At 36.7% G+C, this 21349-nt stretch carries 16 protein-coding genes; 7 read left to right on the forward strand and 9 right to left on the reverse strand.

Features of this window, described 5'->3' with window-relative positions:
- The first annotated feature begins 97 nt into the window (after positions 1 to 97).
- Together FW781_RS14070 and FW781_RS14075 are read left to right on the forward strand one after the other, a co-directional pair.
- On the forward strand, positions 98 to 1171 hold the full coding sequence (locus FW781_RS14070) for a 3-oxoacyl-ACP synthase III family protein (protein WP_149387999.1): 1074 nt from the start codon (positions 98 to 100) through the stop codon (positions 1169 to 1171).
- Between the two features lie 66 nt (positions 1172 to 1237).
- Complete coding sequence (locus FW781_RS14075; RefSeq protein ID WP_149388000.1) at positions 1238 to 2443, forward strand: metallophosphoesterase; 1206 nt, start codon at positions 1238 to 1240, stop codon at positions 2441 to 2443.
- 195 nt (positions 2444 to 2638) lie between these two features.
- Here the strand turns inward: FW781_RS14075 and FW781_RS14080 are convergent, their stop codons facing one another.
- A complete protein-coding gene (locus tag FW781_RS14080; RefSeq protein ID WP_149388001.1) occupies positions 2639 to 3391 on the reverse strand; it encodes a polysaccharide deacetylase family protein in 753 nt (250 codons plus the stop codon).
- Positions 3392 to 3475: 84 nt separating this feature from the next.
- Positions 3476 to 4441: an NAD-dependent epimerase/dehydratase family protein gene (locus FW781_RS14085; RefSeq protein ID WP_149388002.1), complete on the reverse strand. Its 966-nt coding sequence runs from the start codon at positions 4439 to 4441 to the stop codon at positions 3476 to 3478.
- A 215-nt stretch (positions 4442 to 4656) separates the two neighbouring features.
- On the opposite strand from FW781_RS14085, the gene ggt reads away from it, so the two are divergent.
- Entirely contained in the window at positions 4657 to 6345 is a 1689-nt protein-coding gene (ggt, locus tag FW781_RS14090; protein ID WP_149388003.1) for a gamma-glutamyltransferase, read from the forward strand.
- 179 nt (positions 6346 to 6524) lie between these two features.
- Positions 6525 to 7805 (forward strand): dicarboxylate/amino acid:cation symporter, encoded by a 1281-nt coding sequence (locus tag FW781_RS14095; protein ID WP_149388004.1) that lies wholly within the window; start codon positions 6525 to 6527, stop codon positions 7803 to 7805.
- Between the two features lie 134 nt (positions 7806 to 7939).
- Here FW781_RS14095 and FW781_RS14100 read toward each other — a convergent pair whose 3' ends face one another.
- From FW781_RS14100 to gyrB, 6 genes are all read right to left on the reverse strand, one after another.
- Positions 7940 to 8830: a diacylglycerol/lipid kinase family protein gene (locus FW781_RS14100; RefSeq protein ID WP_394349730.1), complete on the reverse strand. Its 891-nt coding sequence runs from the start codon at positions 8828 to 8830 to the stop codon at positions 7940 to 7942.
- 4 nt (positions 8831 to 8834) lie between these two features.
- Positions 8835 to 9659 (reverse strand): RsiV family protein, encoded by an 825-nt coding sequence (locus FW781_RS14105; protein ID WP_149388005.1) that lies wholly within the window; start codon positions 9657 to 9659, stop codon positions 8835 to 8837.
- A 102-nt stretch (positions 9660 to 9761) separates the two neighbouring features.
- Entirely contained in the window at positions 9762 to 11696 is a 1935-nt protein-coding gene (locus FW781_RS14110; protein WP_149388006.1) for a transglutaminase-like domain-containing protein, read from the reverse strand.
- Positions 11697 to 11698: 2 nt separating this feature from the next.
- Positions 11699 to 13591 carry a DUF3857 domain-containing protein gene (locus FW781_RS14115; protein WP_149388007.1) on the reverse strand — a complete coding sequence of 631 codons (1893 nt, stop codon included), beginning with the start codon at positions 13589 to 13591 and terminating at the stop codon, positions 11699 to 11701.
- Between the two features lie 371 nt (positions 13592 to 13962).
- Positions 13963 to 14385 (reverse strand): DUF5684 domain-containing protein, encoded by a 423-nt coding sequence (locus FW781_RS14120; protein ID WP_149388008.1) that lies wholly within the window; start codon positions 14383 to 14385, stop codon positions 13963 to 13965.
- An 82-nt stretch (positions 14386 to 14467) separates the two neighbouring features.
- On the reverse strand, positions 14468 to 16402 hold the full coding sequence (gene gyrB, locus FW781_RS14125) for a DNA topoisomerase (ATP-hydrolyzing) subunit B (protein WP_149388009.1): 1935 nt from the start codon (positions 16400 to 16402) through the stop codon (positions 14468 to 14470).
- A gap of 233 nt (positions 16403 to 16635) precedes the next feature.
- Here gyrB and FW781_RS14130 point away from each other — a divergent pair, with 233 nt between their 5' ends.
- From FW781_RS14130 to FW781_RS14140, 3 genes are read left to right on the forward strand one after another with little or no spacing between them, the layout of a single operon-like run.
- Entirely contained in the window at positions 16636 to 17979 is a 1344-nt protein-coding gene (locus FW781_RS14130) for a cytochrome ubiquinol oxidase subunit I (protein ID WP_149388010.1), read from the forward strand.
- Complete coding sequence (locus tag FW781_RS14135) at positions 17976 to 18980, forward strand: cytochrome d ubiquinol oxidase subunit II (RefSeq protein WP_149388011.1); 1005 nt, start codon at positions 17976 to 17978, stop codon at positions 18978 to 18980. Before FW781_RS14130 ends, FW781_RS14135 begins: the two co-directional genes overlap by 4 nt.
- A 7-nt stretch (positions 18981 to 18987) precedes the next feature.
- Positions 18988 to 19503: a ClbS/DfsB family four-helix bundle protein gene (locus tag FW781_RS14140; RefSeq protein WP_149388012.1), complete on the forward strand. Its 516-nt coding sequence runs from the start codon at positions 18988 to 18990 to the stop codon at positions 19501 to 19503.
- Positions 19504 to 19539: 36 nt separating this feature from the next.
- On the opposite strand, the gene lysS is transcribed toward FW781_RS14140, so the two are convergent.
- Complete coding sequence (lysS, locus tag FW781_RS14145; RefSeq protein ID WP_149388013.1) at positions 19540 to 21237, reverse strand: lysine--tRNA ligase; 1698 nt, start codon at positions 21235 to 21237, stop codon at positions 19540 to 19542.
- Positions 21238 to 21349 lie beyond the last annotated feature (112 nt).

The following is a 21349-nucleotide window of genomic DNA, read 5'->3' on the forward strand; positions in this document are numbered from 1 at the left end:
TGTAAAGTACAATTTCTGCAAATTTAATAATATTTTTAATTCTCCGTTATTAATATTAATTATTAACTTTGCATCTTTAAAAAAATCATATAAACGAATGCCGAATACGATCATTATTGGCTCTGGATCTTATATTCCGAACAGAGTTATTGGTAGAGATTACTTCATGAATTCCGAGTTCTATGCAGAGGATGGAGTAAAGATTGAAAAGCCTGTGGAAGAGACCATTGCGAAATTTGTAGAGATTACAGAAATCGAAAACAGGAGATTCATTGAAGATGATCTTTCCAACTCACAAATCGGTTATGAAGCAGCAAAAATTGCCCTTGAGGATGCAAAAGTAGACGGCGAAGAATTGGATTATATCATCTACGCAAGCAATTTCGGGGAAGTTACCGAAAACGGATATGCTGATTTTATGCCAACAATGGCAGCAAGAGTAAAGAATAAACTGGGGATCAAAAACAGAAAATGCGTAACGTATGATATGGTTTTCGGATGTCCTGGATGGGTGGAAGCAATGATTTTGTCTGATAATTTAATTAAAGCTAAGGTTGCCAAAACCATTCTTGTCATCGGCGCTGAAACTTTAAGCAGAGTAACAGATCCTTATGACAGAAACAGAATGATCTTTGCCGATGGTGCCGGAGCAGTAGTGGTAAAAGCAACAGACGAAGAGAATGTAGGAATTATTGCCCACAACACAATCTGTGACAACGGACCAGAATTAAACTACCTTGAAAACCAGCCTTCTATCAATAAAGAAGCAGATCAAAAGCGCCTTTATGTAAGAATGTTAGGAAGAAAGATTTACGAATACGCTCTTAAAAATGTCCCGGATGCTATCAAGGATACCATTACAGATGCGGGTCTTTCTATTGAAGATATAGATAAAATCTTAATTCACCAGGCAAATGCCAAAATGGATTATGCCATGATTGAAAGACTTCACAGGCTTTATGATGTAAAAGAATACGATCATGCGATCTCTCCTATGACGATTCAGGATCTTGGAAACACTTCAGTAGCAACAATTCCTACCATGTATGATTTAATAATTAAAGGAAAAATGGAGGGTCAATCGTTTAAAGAAAAAGGTAACATTGTAATGACTTCGGTAGGTGCCGGAATGAACATCAATGCTGTCGTTTATAGATTTCCTAAAAAATAATATTTAAACCATTAAAAATATAAAAGCACAGGGAAGTTTATTCTTTGTGCTTTTTTTGATCAGAACATGCAAAAGAATTTTTTAATCATCGCCGGAATCTTCCTGTTTTTGGAAGTGTATATTTACCAGGCTATCAGGACTCTCACTGATAATTCATGGATAAGAATCGGATATTGGGTACTCTCTTTAGCCGTATATGGAATTTTCGCTTACGAAGTCACCCACTTCCAAAGATCAGACAAAAGTACAGTAAGGGCTCAGATTATGATCTCTTTATTTTTAATTTTCATCCTTCCTAAAATTTTTGTAGTCCTGTTTTTATTAATTGATGATATCTTCAGAACCGGAGGATACCTGATCGGTTTTGCCCAATCTTCGGAAAACTTCTTCCCGGAAAGAAGAAAATTCCTGAGCATTGTAGGCTTAGGAATGGGAGGCGTTCTTTCTGCTCTTTTCATAGATGGAATTACTTTTGGTAAATACCGCCACACCGTAAGAAGAGTAAGGGTGAAATTCAACAATCTTCCGAAAAGCTTCAAAGGATATAAAATTATCCAGATTTCTGACGTTCACAGTGGAAGTTTCTCCGATCCCAGCAAATTACAGCACGCCATTGATCTGATTAATGAACAAAAACCTGATCTGGTATTATTCACCGGAGATATGGTGAATAACGTTGCGGATGAGTTCAAGCCTTTCATCCCGCTGTTTTCAAAAATCCAGGCTAAAGACGGTAAGTTTGCCGTATTAGGAAACCACGATTACGGGGATTATGTATCCTGGGAATCACCTGCAGCTAAAAAAGAAAACCTTGATACTTTGATTAGTTATGAAAAACAAGCAGGTTTTGACATGCTGAGAAACGAACATAGAATCATTGAAAAAAACGGAGAAAAAATATATATCCTGGGTGTTGAAAACTGGGGATTAAAACCTTTCCCTCAATTCGGAAAAATAGATGACGCTTTAAAAAACGTACCGGAATCCGCTACAAAGATATTAATGAGCCATGACCCTACCCATTTTGATTATGTGGTGAAAAAACACCCTGCAAACATCCATCTGACCCTTTCAGGACATACGCATGGGATGCAGTTTGGATTAGATCTTAAAAATATAAAATGGTCACCTGTTCAGTATCGATACCCGAAATGGGCCGATTTATATGAAAGTGAAGGAAAACTATTGTATGTAAACAGAGGATTCGGAGTATTGGGATATCCCGGAAGAGTGGGTGTATTGCCGGAGATTACCCTTTTTGAGCTAAGCTAGTTGAAATTCAAAATTTAAGGTTGCTTGTTTTTTTGTTGCTGGTTCTATTAGGTTGTTATTATCTTGGCTCTTGGCTCTTGAATCTTGGTTTTCTATCAAAATTCACCATTGACTTGCAGAGCAAAATTCACGATTGACATCAATAGACATTCAATACTATTTGACAGAGTAACCCTGTCACCTATCACCTACTCTCTAAAAAATATAATCTTTCATACGGGAAGTAGCCATTTCCCTGTCATTAAGAAAAGTAAGGAGGGCATCTAATTTGTCCTCCATTTTTTTGCCCGAAAATAAACTTCGGTAAAAAGGGATATCAAAACGATATTTCTTAAAGTCTGTAAACTGCCATGTATTCAGATAAATCAGCACAAATTCCTCATTCTGCAGAGTCTCCAAAACCATATTCTGGTAATACTTCATCGGCAGAATCTGAAATACAAAATCATTGTAAGGCAGCTGACTGTATGGAGAGATACTTTCCGGGACAATACTCAGTCCGTCCTCTTCTGTAATTTCCGTATCTCTTTTGAGTCTTTTGAAAGGGAAAAGAATATTGGCGTTGTCGATATTGGAAACGTAATTAAATTCCATCAGCTTCAAAATCTCCTGCGAAACTTTTACATCTTTCTGACGGATTCCCCTGATCTGTTTTTCCAGAAGATCCTGAATATTCTTCTTGGCCTTTTCAATTTCTTCAGGGTTGGAGTCTTTATTATAAAAAGCAATTTCATGCCCTTTGGATGAAATTGCTTTTATTAAATTCTGAAGTTTTCCGATAAGAGAAACCTCTACGAAAAAACTTGATTTGACATCATGAATATCTAAAATTCTAAGAATTGCTCTGGTATTATTTTCTATAATTTTCAATCGCTCATCATCAGTAATCCGGAAGCCGTTTTTTACTTCAGCTTCAATACAGGTGATGTTAAAAGTTAATAATACCATTTAAATTAAAATTTATATAAATTACGTAAAATACTAAAAATCAAATGTTAAAACAATTATTAATTAAAGTATTACTTTACATTATTAATCCTTGCCTAGTTTTATCTTCAGATTCTTGATCATGTCCTTTGTCATTTCAGAAATTCCGAAATCATAAGTCAGACCCCAGTCTTTTTTAGCTACAGAATCATCAATAGAGGCTGGCCATGAATCTGCAATTGCCTGTCTGAAATCCGGGTTATAATCAATAGCAAAATCTGGAATTTCTTTCTTGATTTCTGCTGCCAGTTCTTTTGGAGTAAATGACATTCCCCCTAAATTATAAGAAGAGCGAACCGATAAGCTTTCTTTCGGAGCGTCCATTAATTTCAAGGTCGCATTGATGGCATCATCCATATATAACATCGGCATTCCTGTATCTTCGGAAATGAAACTTGTATACTTTCCATCTTCAATTGCCTTATAGAAAATCTCAACAGCATAGTCAGTAGTTCCACCCCCTGCCGGAGTTTTCCATGAGATCAATCCGGGATATCTGATACTTCTTACATCTACACCATATTTATCGAAATAATATTCACACCACTTCTCCCCTGCCATTTTGGAGATTCCATAAACCGTTGTAGGATTCAACACTACATCTTGTCCCACCTCATGTTTTGGAATTCCTTTTCCAAATACAGCAATAGAACTTGGCCAGAAGATCTTTTTCAGAAGCCCTTCTTTCGCCATTTCACAAAAATGAAGCAATGGCTCAAGATTTAGTTTCCAAGCGAAAATAGGCTGCTTTTCCGAAGTTCCGGATAAAAGCGATGCCAAGTGATACACTGTAGTAATCTCGTAATCATGAATCACCTGTCTTACCAATTGTGTATTGGTAACATCCATTCTTTCATAGTGTCCGGCAGAAGTAATTCCTTCCTGCCATCTGTCCAGTCCTGAAGCAACAACGTTTTCCGCTCCGTGGATTTCAACAAGTCTGTTCGTAAGTTCGGTACCAATTTGTCCCAAGGCACCTGTAATCAGTATTCTTTCCGTATAGGATTCCATTTTTCAGATTTTTTTTAGAATTGTACAAAAGTAAAAAAAACATGCCAACCATAATAAAAAAGGTGTATTTAAAAACAGCCCCCAATAATGAATACGGATATATTCAATTCAAACGGGTAAAATTCTCCTAAAACAATAGAAAAAATCAAATGCATTGATAACAGCTTATGATTAACTTAAAATTCAATAATTTTGTTTCAAAGAAAAACAATCATATGAAGAAGATTTTAATTGCTTCGATTTTACTGGTCAGTCCGCTTAGCTGGGCTCAGTTTACCAATTTCAATATCATCAAGGAAGCACAGGTAAAAAATAAAGGTGTTGTAGTATCTGCACATCCGTTAGCCAGTGAAGCTGGAGCCAAAATCTTAAAGATGGGCGGAAATGCCTACGATGCAGTTACAGCAACACAATATGCCCTTGCTGTAGTGTATCCTCAGGCCGGAAATATTGGTGGGGGCGGCTTTTTAGTAGGCGTAAAAAATAATGGGGAAAAATTCACATTGGATTATAGGGAAACTGCTCCGAAAAAGGCTTCCAGAGATATGTATATTGATAAAAAAGGAAAAGCAGATACAGATCTTTCCCAAAACGGAAGACTGGCTGTGGGAATTCCCGGAAGCGTAGCTGGTTTTTTTGCTACCCTGAAATACTGCAAGCTGCCTATGGAAAAGATTATTCAACCCGCCATTGATCTCGCAGAAAAAGGATTTGCCATTACAGATAAGGAAGCAGAAATGCTGAATAACCAAAGGGAAAAATTCCAGAAACATAATAAATCTTCTATCATTTTTGTAAAAGATGCTCCATGGAAAGCAGGAGATGTACTGATCCAAAAAGACCTTGCCGAAACCTTGAAACTGATCCAGAAATTAGGAGCAAAAGGGTTTTATGAAGGCAAAACAGCTGATCTTCTGGTAGCAGAGATGAAAAGAGGGAACGGAATCATCACCCTGGAAGATCTTAAAAACTATAAAGTTGCAGAGAGAAAAGCGCTGGAATTTGAATACAAAGGAAACAATGTGGTGACCATGCCTTTGCCGTCAAGTGGCGGAGTTCTTCTTGCCCAGATGCTGAGAATGTCAAGTTTTGAAAACCTTGAAAAATACCAGCAAAACTCTACAAAAGCTGTCCAGATCATGACTGAAGCAGAACGAAGAGCTTTTGCAGACAGAGCAGAATATATGGGAGATCCTGATTTTATACAGGATAAAACTTCTTATCTGATCTCTGATGACTATCTGAAAGGAAGATGGAAAAGCTTCAGTTTTGATAAAGCTACCCCAAGTGCAGAAGTTGGCAAAATTATAGAACAGCCTAAAGAATCTATGCAGACCACTCATATTTCCGTATTGGATAAGGATGGAAATGCTGCTTCTGTAACCACAACTCTTAACGGTTATTACGGAAGTAAAGTATTGGTTTCAGGAGCCGGATTCTTCTTAAATAATGAAATGGATGATTTCTCTATTAAACCGGGTGTGCCGAATATGTTCGGGGCAGTGGGCGGAGAAGCCAATTCTATCCAGCCTAACAAGAGAATGCTTTCCTCCATGACTCCAACTATTCTCCTTAAGAACGGAAAGCCTTATATGGTAGTGGGAACTCCCGGAGGAACTACAATTCCTACTTCGGTGTACCAGTCTATTGTGAATGTTGTGGATTTTAAACTGAACGCCAATATGTCTGTAAATACACCAAAATTCCATCACCAATGGCTTCCGGAAACGATTACGGTAGAAAACAACTTTCCTGAGAGCACAATCTCTGAGCTGAAAAGCAAGAATTACATCATTGAAAAGATAAAATACATCGGAAAAACAGAAATGATTGTACTTGACGAAAACGGAAGCATCCATGCAGTGGCAGACGGCCGTGGAGACGATTCTGTTGCAGTGGAATAACACCATCTGTCAATATTATAATAGAACTCCGGCTTCATTCTAAAAGGCTTTTGCCTTTTTACGAATGAAGCCGGAGCTTTTTTTGATTGAATGACTGCCAGATCTTTTCAATGACTTTTGTCATGTTTTCAGATAAATTTTCTTAATTTTCGCCCTTAAAAAAACAAAACGACTGTTCTTTGAAAGCAAAAAAAATACACAATCAGCTTTATTTCCAGGTGATTATCGCGATCATTGCGGGTATTCTTTTGGGAAAATTTTATCCTGAATTAGGTGAAAAGATGAAGCCTTTGGGAGACGGATTCATCAAATTGGTTAAAATGATTATTGCTCCGGTAATATTTATTACTCTTACTTTGGGAATTGCCCACATGACCGATTTGAAAAAAGTTGGCAGAATTGCAATCAAAGCAATGATCTACTTTTTCACCTTTTCAACTCTGGCTCTTATTATCGGACTATTGGTGGGAAATATCTTACAGCCGGGTCATGGTTTAAATATTGATCCCGCTACCCTTTCAGGTGATGTTTCGCAATACCAGGCAAAAGCTCATGAGTCAACGCTTACAGGATTCATTATGAATATTATTCCGGAGACTTTATTCAGTCCTTTGGTGGGTGATAATATTCTTCAGGTTCTCTTGGTTGCTATTTTAATGGGAGTAGCTTTAGTTTTAACAAAAGAAAAAAGTCAGAAAGTAACCGATTTTTTACAGGACCTGTCAACTCCGGTATTTAAAATCGTTCATATGCTTATGAAACTGGCACCTATCGGAGCATTCGGAGCAATGGCATTTACGATCGGAAAGTACGGACTTCATTCGGTCATAAATCTTATTTTTTTAGTCGGCACATTTTACATCACTTCTGCTCTTTTTGTGGTATTGGTGTTAGGAGCGGTAGCATGGTATAACGGATTTAACATTTTCAAGCTCCTTTTCTATCTTAAAGAAGAGCTTCTTCTTGTTTTGGGAACCAGCTCATCAGAGTCTGCTCTTCCCGGAATTATGGAAAAGCTTGAGAAAGCAGGATGCTCACGCGCCATTGTAGGACTTGTAGTCCCTACAGGGTATTCCTTCAATCTTGACGGAACGAATATTTATATGACACTTGCCTCTCTCTTTATTGCACAGGCATTAAACATCCATCTTCCTATTGAAAAACAGCTGATGCTTCTTCTGGTAGCCATGCTGAGTTCAAAAGGAGCAGCAGGTGTTACCGGTGCCGGATTTGTAACACTGGCAGCAACCCTGGCTGTAGTTCCGGAAATTCCAATTGCCGGAATGACCTTAATCCTTGGGATTGATAAATTTATGAGTGAATGCAGAGCGCTGACAAATGTAATCGGGAATTCTGTAGCTACCGTAGTAGTTGCCAACTGGGAAAAACAGCTTGATAAAAAACAGCTTCAATATTGTCTGGATCATCCGGCTGAAGTGGAGAAAAAGCTGGAAGTATAAACAGGTGGCAGATCGTAGGACGTTTATTAGGGTCAATAGTGAATTTTGCTTCGCAAGTGAATGGTGAATTTTATATGAAATCAAGATTCATCAATCATCAACTAGCAACAAAAAACAACCAGAAACCAGCAACTTTAAATCAAAATACTTAAACTCGCCGGCTGTACTTTAACATGAACAGGTGATTTAATTTTATTGAATTCCCCGTCCAGATGCCAGTTTTTGGTATTGACTTTAAATGATATTTCGGAAACAGGAAGATAGGTGACATATTCATCATCTTTCAGCCTTTTGGTGAACATTCTGAAAGCAAACAGCGCAGAATAGGTCAGAGGAAACTTTTTCACCAAAACCATATCTACCAAACCATCACTTTTGCTTGCTTTTGGAGCAATGTAAGCGTTGTTGCCAAACTGGCGGGTATTGGCAATATTCATCATCAGGTACCTTCCGTTGTACTGCTGATATTCTTCATCAAAAAACTTTACTTTGATAGGTTTGTAGTTGAAGAAGGTTTTCAGGGAAACTTTGATATAGTTTTTGAATCCTCGGCTCGTTTTTTCAAATTCCTTGACAACTTTACCGTCAAATCCCGTTCCCGAAACATTGATAGAAAGTCTGTCGTTCACCGTGAAAGTATCAATCTTTCTGGAGTTTTTGATTTTTATTTTTGCTAAAAGTTCATCCAGATTTTTACTAAACTGGGTTTCATTGGAAAATCCGTTTCCTGAGCCAGCCGGGAAAATAGCCAGAATTTTTTCTGTATTAATCAGATTTTTGGCTACAGTAGAAATTGTTCCATCCCCTCCTATGGCCACAAAAATGTCTACCTCTTCAAAATGAGCCTGAATAAATTCATCTGTTCCCGGAATAGATTCTGACACATAATATAACGGGTTGTTAACCTTTTTTTTAAGTTCGTTCAAAAACGGTTGATAATTTTTTTTGGCCGAGAAAGGGTTAATAATAAAAGCTACTTTTTCCATTACCGCAAAATTAAAAAATGCTTCCTGATCTGGAAGCATTAATTTACTTAATTTTCATTCTTTCTTTAAATTCTGCATTTAATGTTCCTTTCAGGTCTTCCCATGAAACAGGAATCGTGATATCTCCTGCAGCAAAAGCGGCAATTTCATAGGGACTGTAGTGGAAATACAGGTTTTTATCATCAAAATAGAAGTTATCGGATGCCGGAATTTTCTCAACAAGCAGCATTTCCGAGTTTTTCACTTCCCCGTCACCATCCATTGTTCCGCTGTTGATTTTATCGATATTTTTCATCAGAATTGCTTCAATTTTATTTTTAGGCATTGAAGTAATATCTTTCAGTTCTAATTTTTTACTGTTTTTAAGATCAAAAACTCTTTCTGAAAAACCATAGTTGTCATGGGCTCCTCCCTCATATCCGCTTCCTACATACTGAATATGCATATAATTGTTTGCATTGGACATCAAATTCATATGCGAGCTTGAATACCAGTTCTGAGCATAGGTAACATCTGAAACCCAATCTTTATTATCATTTTTTATAGAACTGAAATAATCATTCTTTTCTTTATCAAGATAAGCCTGAAGCCCTGCTTTGGAAAAGTCTTTTATTTTTTCATTCTGGAAATAGATACTGTCTAATAGCTTTTTATCTTTCAATGTTGGAAAAACCAACAGTTTTGAAGTGTAGCTCACTTTTAAAGAGTCTGTAATCTTTGTAGAATCATTCACTTTCACAGAATCTACCACAAACTCTTCGGTGGTTTTATTTTCTGTTTTTTCTACTGGCCCTGCCTTTTCATTTTTTTTACAGGCAGTCACTGCTAAGAAAGAAGATAATGCTATAACAGCAATCGTATTTTTCATAATTGTAATTTTTGATATCAAATACAAAAACCATTCAAAAGGTGAATGGTTTTTGAAAAAACTTTATTTTTTTTATAAATCTTGCTTAAGTTCTCTTAAATATTACTTTTTAACAAGGCTTATGACCTGATTTTCAAACTTAGATGCTACTCCCCAGATTTGTTTAAATGCAGGATAATATTCTTTCGGGTAATCTGAACTGCTCACTTTTGTTGTGGTAGTCACTTCCAGCTTATTTCCTTTTTGTTCTACAGAATAGGTATAGGCTATTTCTTTATCTTCGGTAACGATCCTTTTTTCTTTAGGCATTTCCTCAATCACGTAACCTTCAGGAATTTCAAGGGTGACTTTTTTCACTTTGGTGATTGGTGATCCAAAATCGATGGGATACTGTCTGACTTCCGTCTGATCAAACTCATTGGAACTTTTGTTTAAAAACAGCATCGGATTGATGATCATTTTCTTTCCTACTCTATCAATAAGGTTCATCGAAGAGAATTTCATACTGCTTTCAAAATCTCCATTTTCCAAAACTTTTGAATTAATATCCGTAAAGTCCATAGAAAAGTTTTCTTTATACCGCTTTTTATATTTCTCAGCATTGTCATCATAGCTGTCTTTCACATACATAGCATAAGCACCTGTATCTCTGTCTGAATAGGTTCCGGAAATACTTCCGTCGTCATTGATCTTACCATTGACTGTAAGGAAAGTATTGCTTGATTTTATATTGGTCATTTGAATCTGCAAAGTCTTTTCCTTAGTGACCAAAATCCCATATTGATTCCAGTTTTTAAGAGGTATTTCATCTAGAGAGGATTGCTTTGATGTGGCATCATAGATATGCAATTGATTATCAATATTGATAGAAGCCAATACAAAATTCATATTGGAAATATTGGGAGACACCAGATTAATCAATCCATTTTCCACTGTAGAAATCACTAATGGATCAGCTTTAAGACCGGCTTCGCGAAGCATCATTACCAGAAAAAGGTTGATTTCTGCTGCATTTCCAACTTTAGTTTCCAACAGCTTCTTGATCCCGTCTTCCGTATAAATTCCTTTATCTTTATTCCAGGTAAAAGTTTTCTGAACATATGAAAAAATAGCATTTGCCTTTTCAAGATCGGTTTTCATTTCTGAAACTCCTGCCGGCATGTTTTCTTTTGCCAGTTTTGTTCTTTTCAGTTCTCCACCAAAATCATCGCTTTCATAAAGCCTTTTCCCAATCTGATCCCATGATGATGAATAGAGTTTAAGCTCACCGAAGTTAGTAGAATTCAACTCTGCACTGATTTTCGTTCTGAAATTTCTATCGTTTCTTACAAATTTTTCAGTTTTAAAGCCTTTTAGGTTTTCAAAGGCAAATCTAAAAGTTTTGTATTGTGCACCGTACAGGTTTCTTTCCTCCATTTCCCTGTATTTAGGTGTAAGCCCTCCAGTATAGTTTACATTGTATGCCATATTGATAGGAGTATCAAAAACATATTCTGTGTTCAGTGAAGGAGTATCAGATTCTATCAATACCTCCGGAATCATAAATCGGAACGGAGATATAATTTCATACTGATATTCTAAGACCGATCCATTTTTCACACTCGGAAAAGCAAATTTCGTCAGTGTAACATATTTATTCTCCTTACTTTTATATTGTGAACTTTTTTCCACTTTTACGGGAACTGTGTTTCCGTTTTCAAGATTGTATGTAAAAGCCTTGAATTTACCCAGTGATTCTCTGTTGGTTCCAACATTATAAATAGGGATTTCAAGATTCAGCCAGTCTTCAGCCTTATCTTTATCATAAATCTTAACTCTGTAATAATATCTTTTGTGCAGATTTCCTGTACTTGCATCCACCATAAAGTAAGCCGATTTATACAAAATTTCAGCAGGCGCATTTTCATCCAATAAAGATTTTGCTTTAGACAAATCTGCATCATTAAATTTCGGAGGATTCAGAAATTCGTATTTCTTCTGAGCATTAATCATTATTGCATTGGCAGAGCAAAGGACCAATACTATTAATTTTTTCATGGTTATATTTTTGTTATTAAAATTTTTGAATTATCCATGTTCAGAATTTTTTTTCTGAAACTGATATAGTCATTGTATTTTTCTTTTGGGTACAGACCTTTATTGATCTGCATTTTTCTTGTTACTTTTATCTGATTATCATTTTTAACAAAGCTTAGCTTATATGATCCAAATTCAGAAGTGATGTTTGAATTATCCGGAGTTTCATCAATTTTATAGCCCATAGGAAGCATAAAAGCAATTTCATATTCATCTTCAAAGGACATATTGACTTCAAAAGGAAGTTCACGGTTCTCGTCTGTCTTATAAACCACATCAGAAAAAATGGGTACAGCTCTGAATAAAAGGCTGCTTCCTGCTTTTTTAGAGAAATTATTCGTTTTAAAATCAAGGTCATACGTGATAACAGCGTTGTCTCTGTCATTGGTAAAATTTTTCATTTCTACTTTTTCAAAGTTTAAAATGTCAAAATTTGCTTTTACCGCATCATTTTTCTCTTTTGGATTCAGATTTACAAACCTTAAATTATAATCATATTGATTTCCTGTATAGGAAAAGTTTCCTGTTCCCGCAATACTGTTATCCTCGTTAAGATTAATTCTCAACACCTGTTTTTCTTTATTTTGTTCGGCTTTATACACTGGTGTATTGATCAGTTCAATTCCTTTTGGGGTCACTGCCAGTACATTTCTATCAGTTGTACTGTAACTTAAATGGTTAAAAGCCATCTGCTGAGAAGTATTTTCAAGCCAGATGTTTCCTTTTTCAGTGGGAACCATCAGGATAACGTGGTTTCCACCCATAGAAGGAAATTCAGGATCAAAGGAAACCTGCGAACGGCCGGAAGTAATGATACAATAATTGGAAGGAATTCCTGCTTCATTCAGAAGAACTTTCATATAATTCGTAAGTCCTTTACAGTCTCCATAGCCTTTTTTCTGAACCTCATCCGGCATCATAGGCTGCCAGCCTCCTATTCCTAAAGCCACAGCAATATACCGGCTTTTGTTCTGCATGTACTGATAAATTTTCTTCACTTTATCTTCTACAGATCCCTGGAGTTGTAAAGAGGCCACTTCTGCTTTGATTGCAGGAGTAGAAGCTGAAACGGGTATCAGAAGGTCATTATAGATCCAGGTTCCGAAATCTGTCCAGTTATTTAAAGTTCCCTGTTTTCCTGCCAGACTGAATTTTGCCAGCGCAAAGTTCACTGCAGGCAAAATTTTAACTGGCTGCGGTATCATAAAAGCATCATCTATAGCAGGTACGTTTTTATAGGAATAGGTTTTATCATTTGCACTGCCGCTTTCTATAACCGAAGTATAATTGTATTTTGACGGGTATATTTTAGAGCGAAGTTCAATTCCTGAAGTATTAATGATTTTAAACTGTGCTTCTTCCAGTGATGTTTTGATACCAGTAAACGGCACAAAGTCAGGGATGAAAACTGTATTTTCATCATCAGTTTCATAGGAAAAATCAACGGTATAAGGATACTGAGCCGGTGTATAAGAATATACCAAGACTCTGTTATCTGAATAAAAAATCCCCTGAGGATTATTTGCTATATCCTGAAAATCAGATTTTGAAACACTTTTGATCTTTTTTCCGGCTTCATCATAAATGGTTACTTTTACATTTGAAATACGTCTTGCTTTATCATAAGGAATATAGGCTGTAGCCTGATCATTACCGTCTTTGTTTAAAACTGTAGTAACCTTATTATACTGATATTTTATCTGATCAACTTTATTGATCTGAGCTGTTGTAAAGTCTTTTCGGATAACAACATTAGCATTTTTCTTCAAATTCTCAGGAATTGCCGAAGCAGGATAGCTTTGAGCAAAATATAATGAGGCAGCAGAGAAGGCCCCAAGAACTAATATTTTCATCATAGTTATTAAAATTAAGCAAAAATAAGAAAATCTTAATAACTGTTAAAAAAAATATAAAAAGGCTTCAACATGTGAAGCCTTAACCTAATACTTAAAAAGTACTTTTTTTGATGTACCTATAAGGATATGAACACATTATCAACTCTTCATTATTAAATTCTGAAAAGTTAAAACAGAATATTTATACTCATTCTAGATATTTATTCTGTGCATGAAGCGATAAAACTTCATATTGTCTGCGTTTCAAATTTAAAATAAATTATGATTCATGTAATTCAAAAGCTGTAGAATTAATAATACACAGAAGTACAATTAATTCTACAATAAAAAAGACCTCATTTCTGAAGTCTTTACGTTTTTACATTTTCTTTTTAATCATTTGGAACCAGTTTACTATCATACTGATCACTTCCAAGTCCCAGTACAGGAATAAAAATGAATCCTAAAAAGAAAATCAGAATAGTGTAAAGGGGTGTTTCTTTGGAGAATCCTTTGGCAAGTCTATCGTATACTACCCAATACGCATAGAGATTAACCAACGGAATAAAGAAAAGGATGATCCACCATATTGGCTTCTTCACGATTTCCAGCAATACAATCACATTATAAATTGGAATAAAGGCTGCCCATGCATCCTGCCTCCCTGCTTTCTGGAAAATTTTATACATACAGTATCCATAAAAGATATAGCACAGTAAGCCGAAGAACATGGTTCCGATCCCTAATCCTGCAGCGGCTGCACCAGACACCGCATCTGTCCCATTGTAAGGGTCTGTTTGTAAAAGAGTTAACATATTATTTGTTTTTTTGGTTTATCCAAATATAAAAAAAGCTTCTAAATAATTAGAAGCTTTTTTATTATATTTTCAAAAAGGTTTATGCATCAATTTTTGCATATTTCGCATTTTTCTCGATAAACTCTCTTCTTGGCGGAACCTCATCTCCCATTAACATGGAGAAAACGCTATCAGCCTCTACAGCATTATCAATAGTTACCTGCTTCAGAATTCTGTGTTCAGGATTAAGTGTGGTTTCCCAAAGCTGCTCAGGGTTCATTTCCCCAAGACCTTTGTAACGCTGTACTTCTACCCCTTTTCCATCTGGAGACATTTCTAATGTAAACTCTTCACGTTCTTTTTCGTTATAAGCATACACTTTTTTATTTCCTCTCTTTAATAGATATAAAGGTGGTTGAGCGATATAGATATATCCGTTCTCAATAAGTTCCTTCATATATCTGAAGAAGAACGTAAGGATAAGTGTGGAAATGTGAGATCCGTCAATATCGGCATCGGTCATGATAACGATCTTGTGGTATCTTAGCTTAGCCATGTTCAATGCTTTGCTATCTTCTTCCGTACCTACAGAAACTCCAAGAGCAGTGTAGATATTTCTGATTTCTTCATTGTCATAAACTTTATGAAGCATAGATTTCTCTACGTTCAAAATTTTACCTCTTAAAGGAAGAATAGCCTGGAAGTGTCTGTCTCTTCCCTGTTTAGCTGTTCCACCTGCGGAATCTCCCTCTACAAGGAAAAGTTCAGATTCAGCCGGATCTTTGGATGAACAGTCAGAAAGTTTTCCGGGAAGACCGGAACCTCCCATCGGAGATTTTCTCTGAACCATTTCACGGGCTTTTTTCGCAGCTTGTCTTGCTTTGGCAGCTAAAACAACTTTTTGAACGATAATCTTCGCTTCATTGGGGTTTTCTTCCAGGAAGTTCGTAAGCATTTCTCCTACAATCTTATCAACAGCTCCGGAAACTTCAGAGTTTCCTAATTTTGTTTTGGTCTGTCCTTCAAACTGAGGTTCCATTACTTTTACAGAAATTACAGCTGTTAATCCTTCACGGAAGTCATCACCCGTAATTTCTACTTTTTCTTTTGCAGGAAGTCCCAGTTCATCTGCATATTTCTTTAAAGTTCTTGTTAAAGCTCTTCTGAAACCAGCTAGGTGGGTACCTCCTTCGTGAGTATTAATATTATTAACGTAAGAGTGAAGATTTTCGTTGAATGACGTATTATAACGCATTGCCACTTCAACAGGAATATCATCTCTTTCACCTTCCATGAAAATTACGTGCTCCATGATAGATTCACGGCTACCATCGATATAAGCAACAAATTCTTTCAGTCCTCCTTCAGAATGAAAAATTTCTGAGCGGAAAGAACCGTCTTCCAATTTTTCTCTTTCATCAGTAAGCGTAATTGTAATTCCTTTATTAAGGTAAGAAAGTTCTCTTAAACGGCTTGCTAATGTATCATAGTTGTAAATCAGTTCCGTAAAAATGGTATCATCCGGCTGGAAAAACTGCTTTGTTCCTCTTTTCTCGCTATGTCCGATCTCTTCAACCTGAGTCTGTGCTTTTCCTTTAGAATAAATCTGCTGGTAAACATTTCCGTCTCTGTAAACAGTAGTTACCATTTCATTGGAAAGTGCATTCACACATGATACCCCAACTCCGTGAAGACCTCCTGAAACTTTGTAAGAGTCTTTATCAAACTTACCTCCGGCTCCAATTTTTGTCATTACAACTTCAAGGGCTGATTTTTGCTCTTTTTCGTGAAAATCAACCGGGATACCTCTACCGTTATCACTTACTTCAATTCCGTTTCCTTCCTTGATGCTAACGAAGATTGTGTCGCAGTATCCTGCCAACGCCTCGTCAATAGAGTTATCTACTACTTCATAAACCAAATGGTGAAGACCTCTTGTTCCTACATCACCAATGTACATTGAAGGACGCATACGAACGTGCTCCATTCCTTCCAATGCCTGAATACTACTAGCTGTATATTGTTTTTGACTCATATTAAATATTAAAAATCTTGCTCTATGCAAAGACTTACAAATATCGTGATTTTTTTCGAGGTATGAAAGTTAAAAAGTGTCAAAAAATGTAAGCATTTTTTTATTGAAAACATAAAGAACAGCAATCCATAAAAGAATCAAAATTAATTGGTATTCCTGAAATATCAACTGTTTTAAATCATACTCAACATCAATAATTTATGCGTAAATTTATTTACTGAAAAGTTGATATTATGGATGATTTTATTGCTGCCCGTGCCCAGATGGCACTTTCTCTGGGCTTTCATATCATATTCTCCTGTGTGGGTATGGTGATGCCTTTTCTCATGGCTTTTGCCCATTGGAAATATCTGAAAACCAACAATGAAGTTTATAAAGGTCTTACAAAAGCATGGAGCAAAGGAGTAGCTATTCTTTTTGCTACCGGAGCTGTTTCGGGAACAATGCTTTCTTTTGAACTGGGGCTTTTATGGCCTGGTTTTATGAAACATGCCGGTCCTATTTTCGGAATGCCTTTTTCACTTGAGGGAACCGCCTTTTTTATTGAAGCTATTGCCATCGGGTTCTTTTTATATGGCTGGGAAAGATTCAACAAATGGTTTCACTGGTTCTGTGGATTTCTTGTAGGAGTAAGCGGACTTGCTTCCGGAATTCTGGTAGTGGCAGCCAACTCATGGATGAATTCTCCAACGGGTTTTGATTATATAAACGGACAGTATCTTAATATAGATCCAATCAAAGCAATGTTCAACGATGCATGGTTTCCGCAGGCTCTTCACATGACTGTTGCTGCATTTTGTGCCACAGGGTTTGCTGTAGCCGGAGTACATGCCTTTATGATCATGCGAAAAAGAAATATTGAATTTCATACCAAAGCATTTAGAATTGCAGTAGGTTTTGCCCTTATCGGAGCATTCGGAGCACCTTTAAGTGGTGATGTTGCAGCGAAATCTGTAGCTGAAAGGCAACCGATAAAGCTGGCTGCTATGGAAGCTCATTTTGAAACTGAAAAAGGAGCCTCATTTATCATCGGGGGAATTCCTGATGAAGAAAAAGAAGAAGTAAAATATGCTGTGAAAATTCCGAAGGTTTTAAGTTTTCTGGTGAGTAATGATTTCAATGCTGAAGTAAAGGGTCTTAAAGATTTTCCGAGAGACGAATGGCCTCCGATTGCGGTTGTTCATTATGCTTTTCAGATCATGATCTTTTTCGGGGTGGTCATGATTGGTATCGGAGTTATTTATTTATATTCTTTTTTCTTCAGAAAAGAATGGCTGAGTAAAAACTGGCTGTTAAAGACCTTTTTAATAGCAACACCTTTTGGATATATTGCCCTGGAAGCGGGATGGACAGTGACAGAAGTGGGAAGACAACCATGGATTATTTACGGAATTATGAGAACAGTAGATGCTGTTACCCCAATGCCTGGAATACAATATTCATTCTACTTCTTTACGGCTATTTTCATATCATTATCGATGATTCTTATCTTCCTTTTAAGAAGACAGATTCAAATGGTACCGAAACTTTACGATCCTACCGACCCTCAGTTTAACGATAAAAACAAAAAATCATGATCTACGTTGTTATAGGTTTTCTCTGGCTTTCCATCTGTCTTTATATTATTCTGGGAGGAGCCGATTTCGGAGCTGGTATTGTAGAGCTTTTCACCAATAAAAAAGCCAGACATAAGACCCATGAAATCATGTATGAGTCTATTGCTCCTGTATGGGAAGCCAATCATATGTGGCTGATCATTGCGATTGTAATTCTTTTTGTAGGATTTCCCGAAATCTATACCACCATGTCTACCTATCTTCATATTCCTTTGGTTTTGATGCTTGTAGGTATTATTGCAAGAGGAACGGCATTTACCTTCAGACATTATGATGCCGTGAAAGATAACTGGCAGGTTTTATATACGCAGATTTTCTATTATGCGAGTCTTTTAACGCCTTTCTTTTTGGGATTAATCGCCGCGGCAACGGTTTCCCACTCTATCAATCCTGATGCGGTAACTTTTGTGGATTTATATATTTTCAGCTGGCTGAACTGGTTTGGGGTTTCTGTAGGGTTATTCACTGTAGCATTGTGTGCTTATCTTGCTTCTATCTTTTCATTAAGAGAAACCCGTGACAAAGTAGATCTGTTACTGATGATAAGAAAATCCAAACAGACGATGATCTTTGTGGTGATTACAGGAATATTGGTGTTTGTGACCGCGTACATTTCAGATATTCCTCTTCTAATGTGGGTATTTTCCAAGCCTTTGGGTATTATGTCCATTGCATTTGCTACCATTGCCTTATTGCTTATTCTAAGAGCGCTGAACCGACAGAAACTTCTTCCGGTACGTGCTTTGGCAGGATTTCAAATGGTAATGATTTTAGTCGCTGCAACATATCAGCATAATCCGAATATTATTTTATTAGGAAACGGGCAACATCTTTCATTACTGGAACATATGGCTCCCGAAAAAACCATTGCTGCATTGGGATGGGCTTTGATGCTCGGTTCTTTATTTATTCTTCCGTTTTTATTTTATCTGATGGCTTCTTTCAGTAAGCTGAGAAAATAGTTAAAATATGCAGACTTATAAGGATAAAGCAGAACTCATTGAAGAAATTAAAAAGAGATATTTGCTCTATGATCAGGAATTTAACGGTATAAAAGAAGACGAAAAAGATCTTCTGCAACCCGGAGTTGACAAAACCCCATCACAAAATATTTCCTATCAATTGGGCTGGACCCATCTGCTTTTGCAATGGGAAGCTGATGAACAAAAAGGAATTGGCGTAAAAACTCCTACTCCGGAATACAAATGGAATAATCTGGGAGGATTATATCAATCTTTTTACAATGAATATCGTTCTCATAGTTTACAACAACGAAGAGAACTTCTGCGAAATCAGGTTGATGAAATCATTAACTGGATAGAAAGCCTGGACGATGAAACATTATTCACTCCCGGGCAGAGAAAATGGGCAACTACACCGGCTCAGTGGCCAGTCTGGAAGTGGATTCACATCAATACCGTGGCTCCGTTTAAAAACTTTAGAACACAGCTCCGGAAATGGAAAAAAGAAAAAGGTACAGAATAGCTCTGTACCTTTTATATTTATATTTTCCGAGAAATCTTAAGCCAATTTCATCAAAATATTTTCGTCAATTTTCTCTACTTTCACAATATTGTTCTTTGTCAAAGTTTTGGAAGCTTTATCCCATTTTTTACCTGATAGCTGACTTCTTTGTTTTACTTCAGCTAAAGACATTGCTTCTTCCTGAGAATTAAGGATCTCCAGGATTACTTTTTCATCTTCTCCCAACTCAATCTGTGGAACCGCTTTTTCAGGTCTCATCTGAGGGAAGAATAATACTTCCTGGATGGATGCGTTATTCGTTAAAAACATGATTAATCTGTCCATACCGATTCCTAATCCTGAAGTCGGTGGCATACCATATTCCAATGCTCTTAAGAAGTCCTGATCGATGAACATTGCTTCGTCATCTCCTCTTTCAGATAAAGTCATCTGTGCTTCAAAACGCTCTCTCTGATCAATAGGATCATTAAGCTCTGAATACGCGTTGGCAATTTCTTTACCGCATACCATTAACTCAAAACGCTCTGTTAATCCTTCTTTGCTTCTGTGTTTCTTTGTCAGTGGAGACATTTCGATCGGATAATCTGTAATAAAAGTCGGCTGAATGAAGTTTCCTTCACATTTCTCACCGAAGATCTCATCGATTAATTTTCCTTTCCCCATCGTTTCGTTTACTTCAATACCGATAGACTTGGCAAAATCATATAATTCCTTCTCAGTTTTTCCTGTAATATCAAATCCTGTATATTTCAGGATCGCTTCTGTCATGGAAACTCTTGGATAAGGAGCTTTCCAGTTGATAGAATGTTCACCAAAAGTAGATTCTGAATTTCCATTCACCTGAGTAGCACAGAATTCCAATAATTTCTCAGTGAAATCCATCATCCAGTTGTAATCTTTGTATGCTACATAGATCTCCATAGCGGTAAACTCAGGGTTATGCGTTCTGTCCATCCCTTCATTTCTGAAGTTTTTAGAGAACTCATATACTCCGTCAAAACCACCTACGATCAGTCTTTTCAGATACAATTCGTTGGCAATTCTTAAATATAATGGAATATCCAATGCATTGTGGTGCGTGATAAATGGTTTTGCAGCAGCTCCACCAGGAATCGACTGTAGAATAGGTGTTTCCACTTCAAAGTATCCTGCATCGTTGAAGAAAGTTCTCATAGCATTGAACAATTTTGTTCTCTTCACAAAAATTTCTTTCACCTGTGGATTTACCGTTAAATCTACATAACGTTGTCTGTATCTTAATTCAGGATCTGTAAAACCGTCATGTACAACACCGTTTTCGTCAGTTTTAGCCTGAGGAAGAGGACGCAAAGCCTTTGTAAGAAGTGTAAAGTTCTTTACTAAAACCGTCATCTCTCCTACCTGTGTAGTAAACAATTCTCCTTCGATACCGATAATATCACCGATATCCAAAAGGTGTTTGTATACTTCATTATATAATTCTTTATCTTCACCCGGACAGATCTCGTCTCTGTTGAAATAAACCTGGATTTTTCCTTTAGAATCCTGCAATTCTGCGAAAGAAGCCTTCCCCTGAATTCTGCGGGACATCAATCTACCAGCGATCTTTACCTGTTTACTTTCAGAAAAGTCCTGTTTTATAGATTCTGTAGTATCTGTAATGGTATACTCATCCGCAGGGAACGCATTAATCCCCATTTCAGTAAGCTTATTCAGCTTTTCTCTTCTAATGATTTCTTGTTCTGATAATTGCATTTCTTATTTTTCTAAAAGCGTACAAATTTAGGCATTTTTGAGTTGACCGTCAATTGATTTTTTCAGAAATTTTAAAATGTGATGAGGAATGGTGCTGAGATTCGGGATTCGG

This window comes from Chryseobacterium panacisoli (assembly GCF_008274625.1).
GTDB classification, from domain to species: domain Bacteria; phylum Bacteroidota; class Bacteroidia; order Flavobacteriales; family Weeksellaceae; genus Chryseobacterium; species Chryseobacterium panacisoli.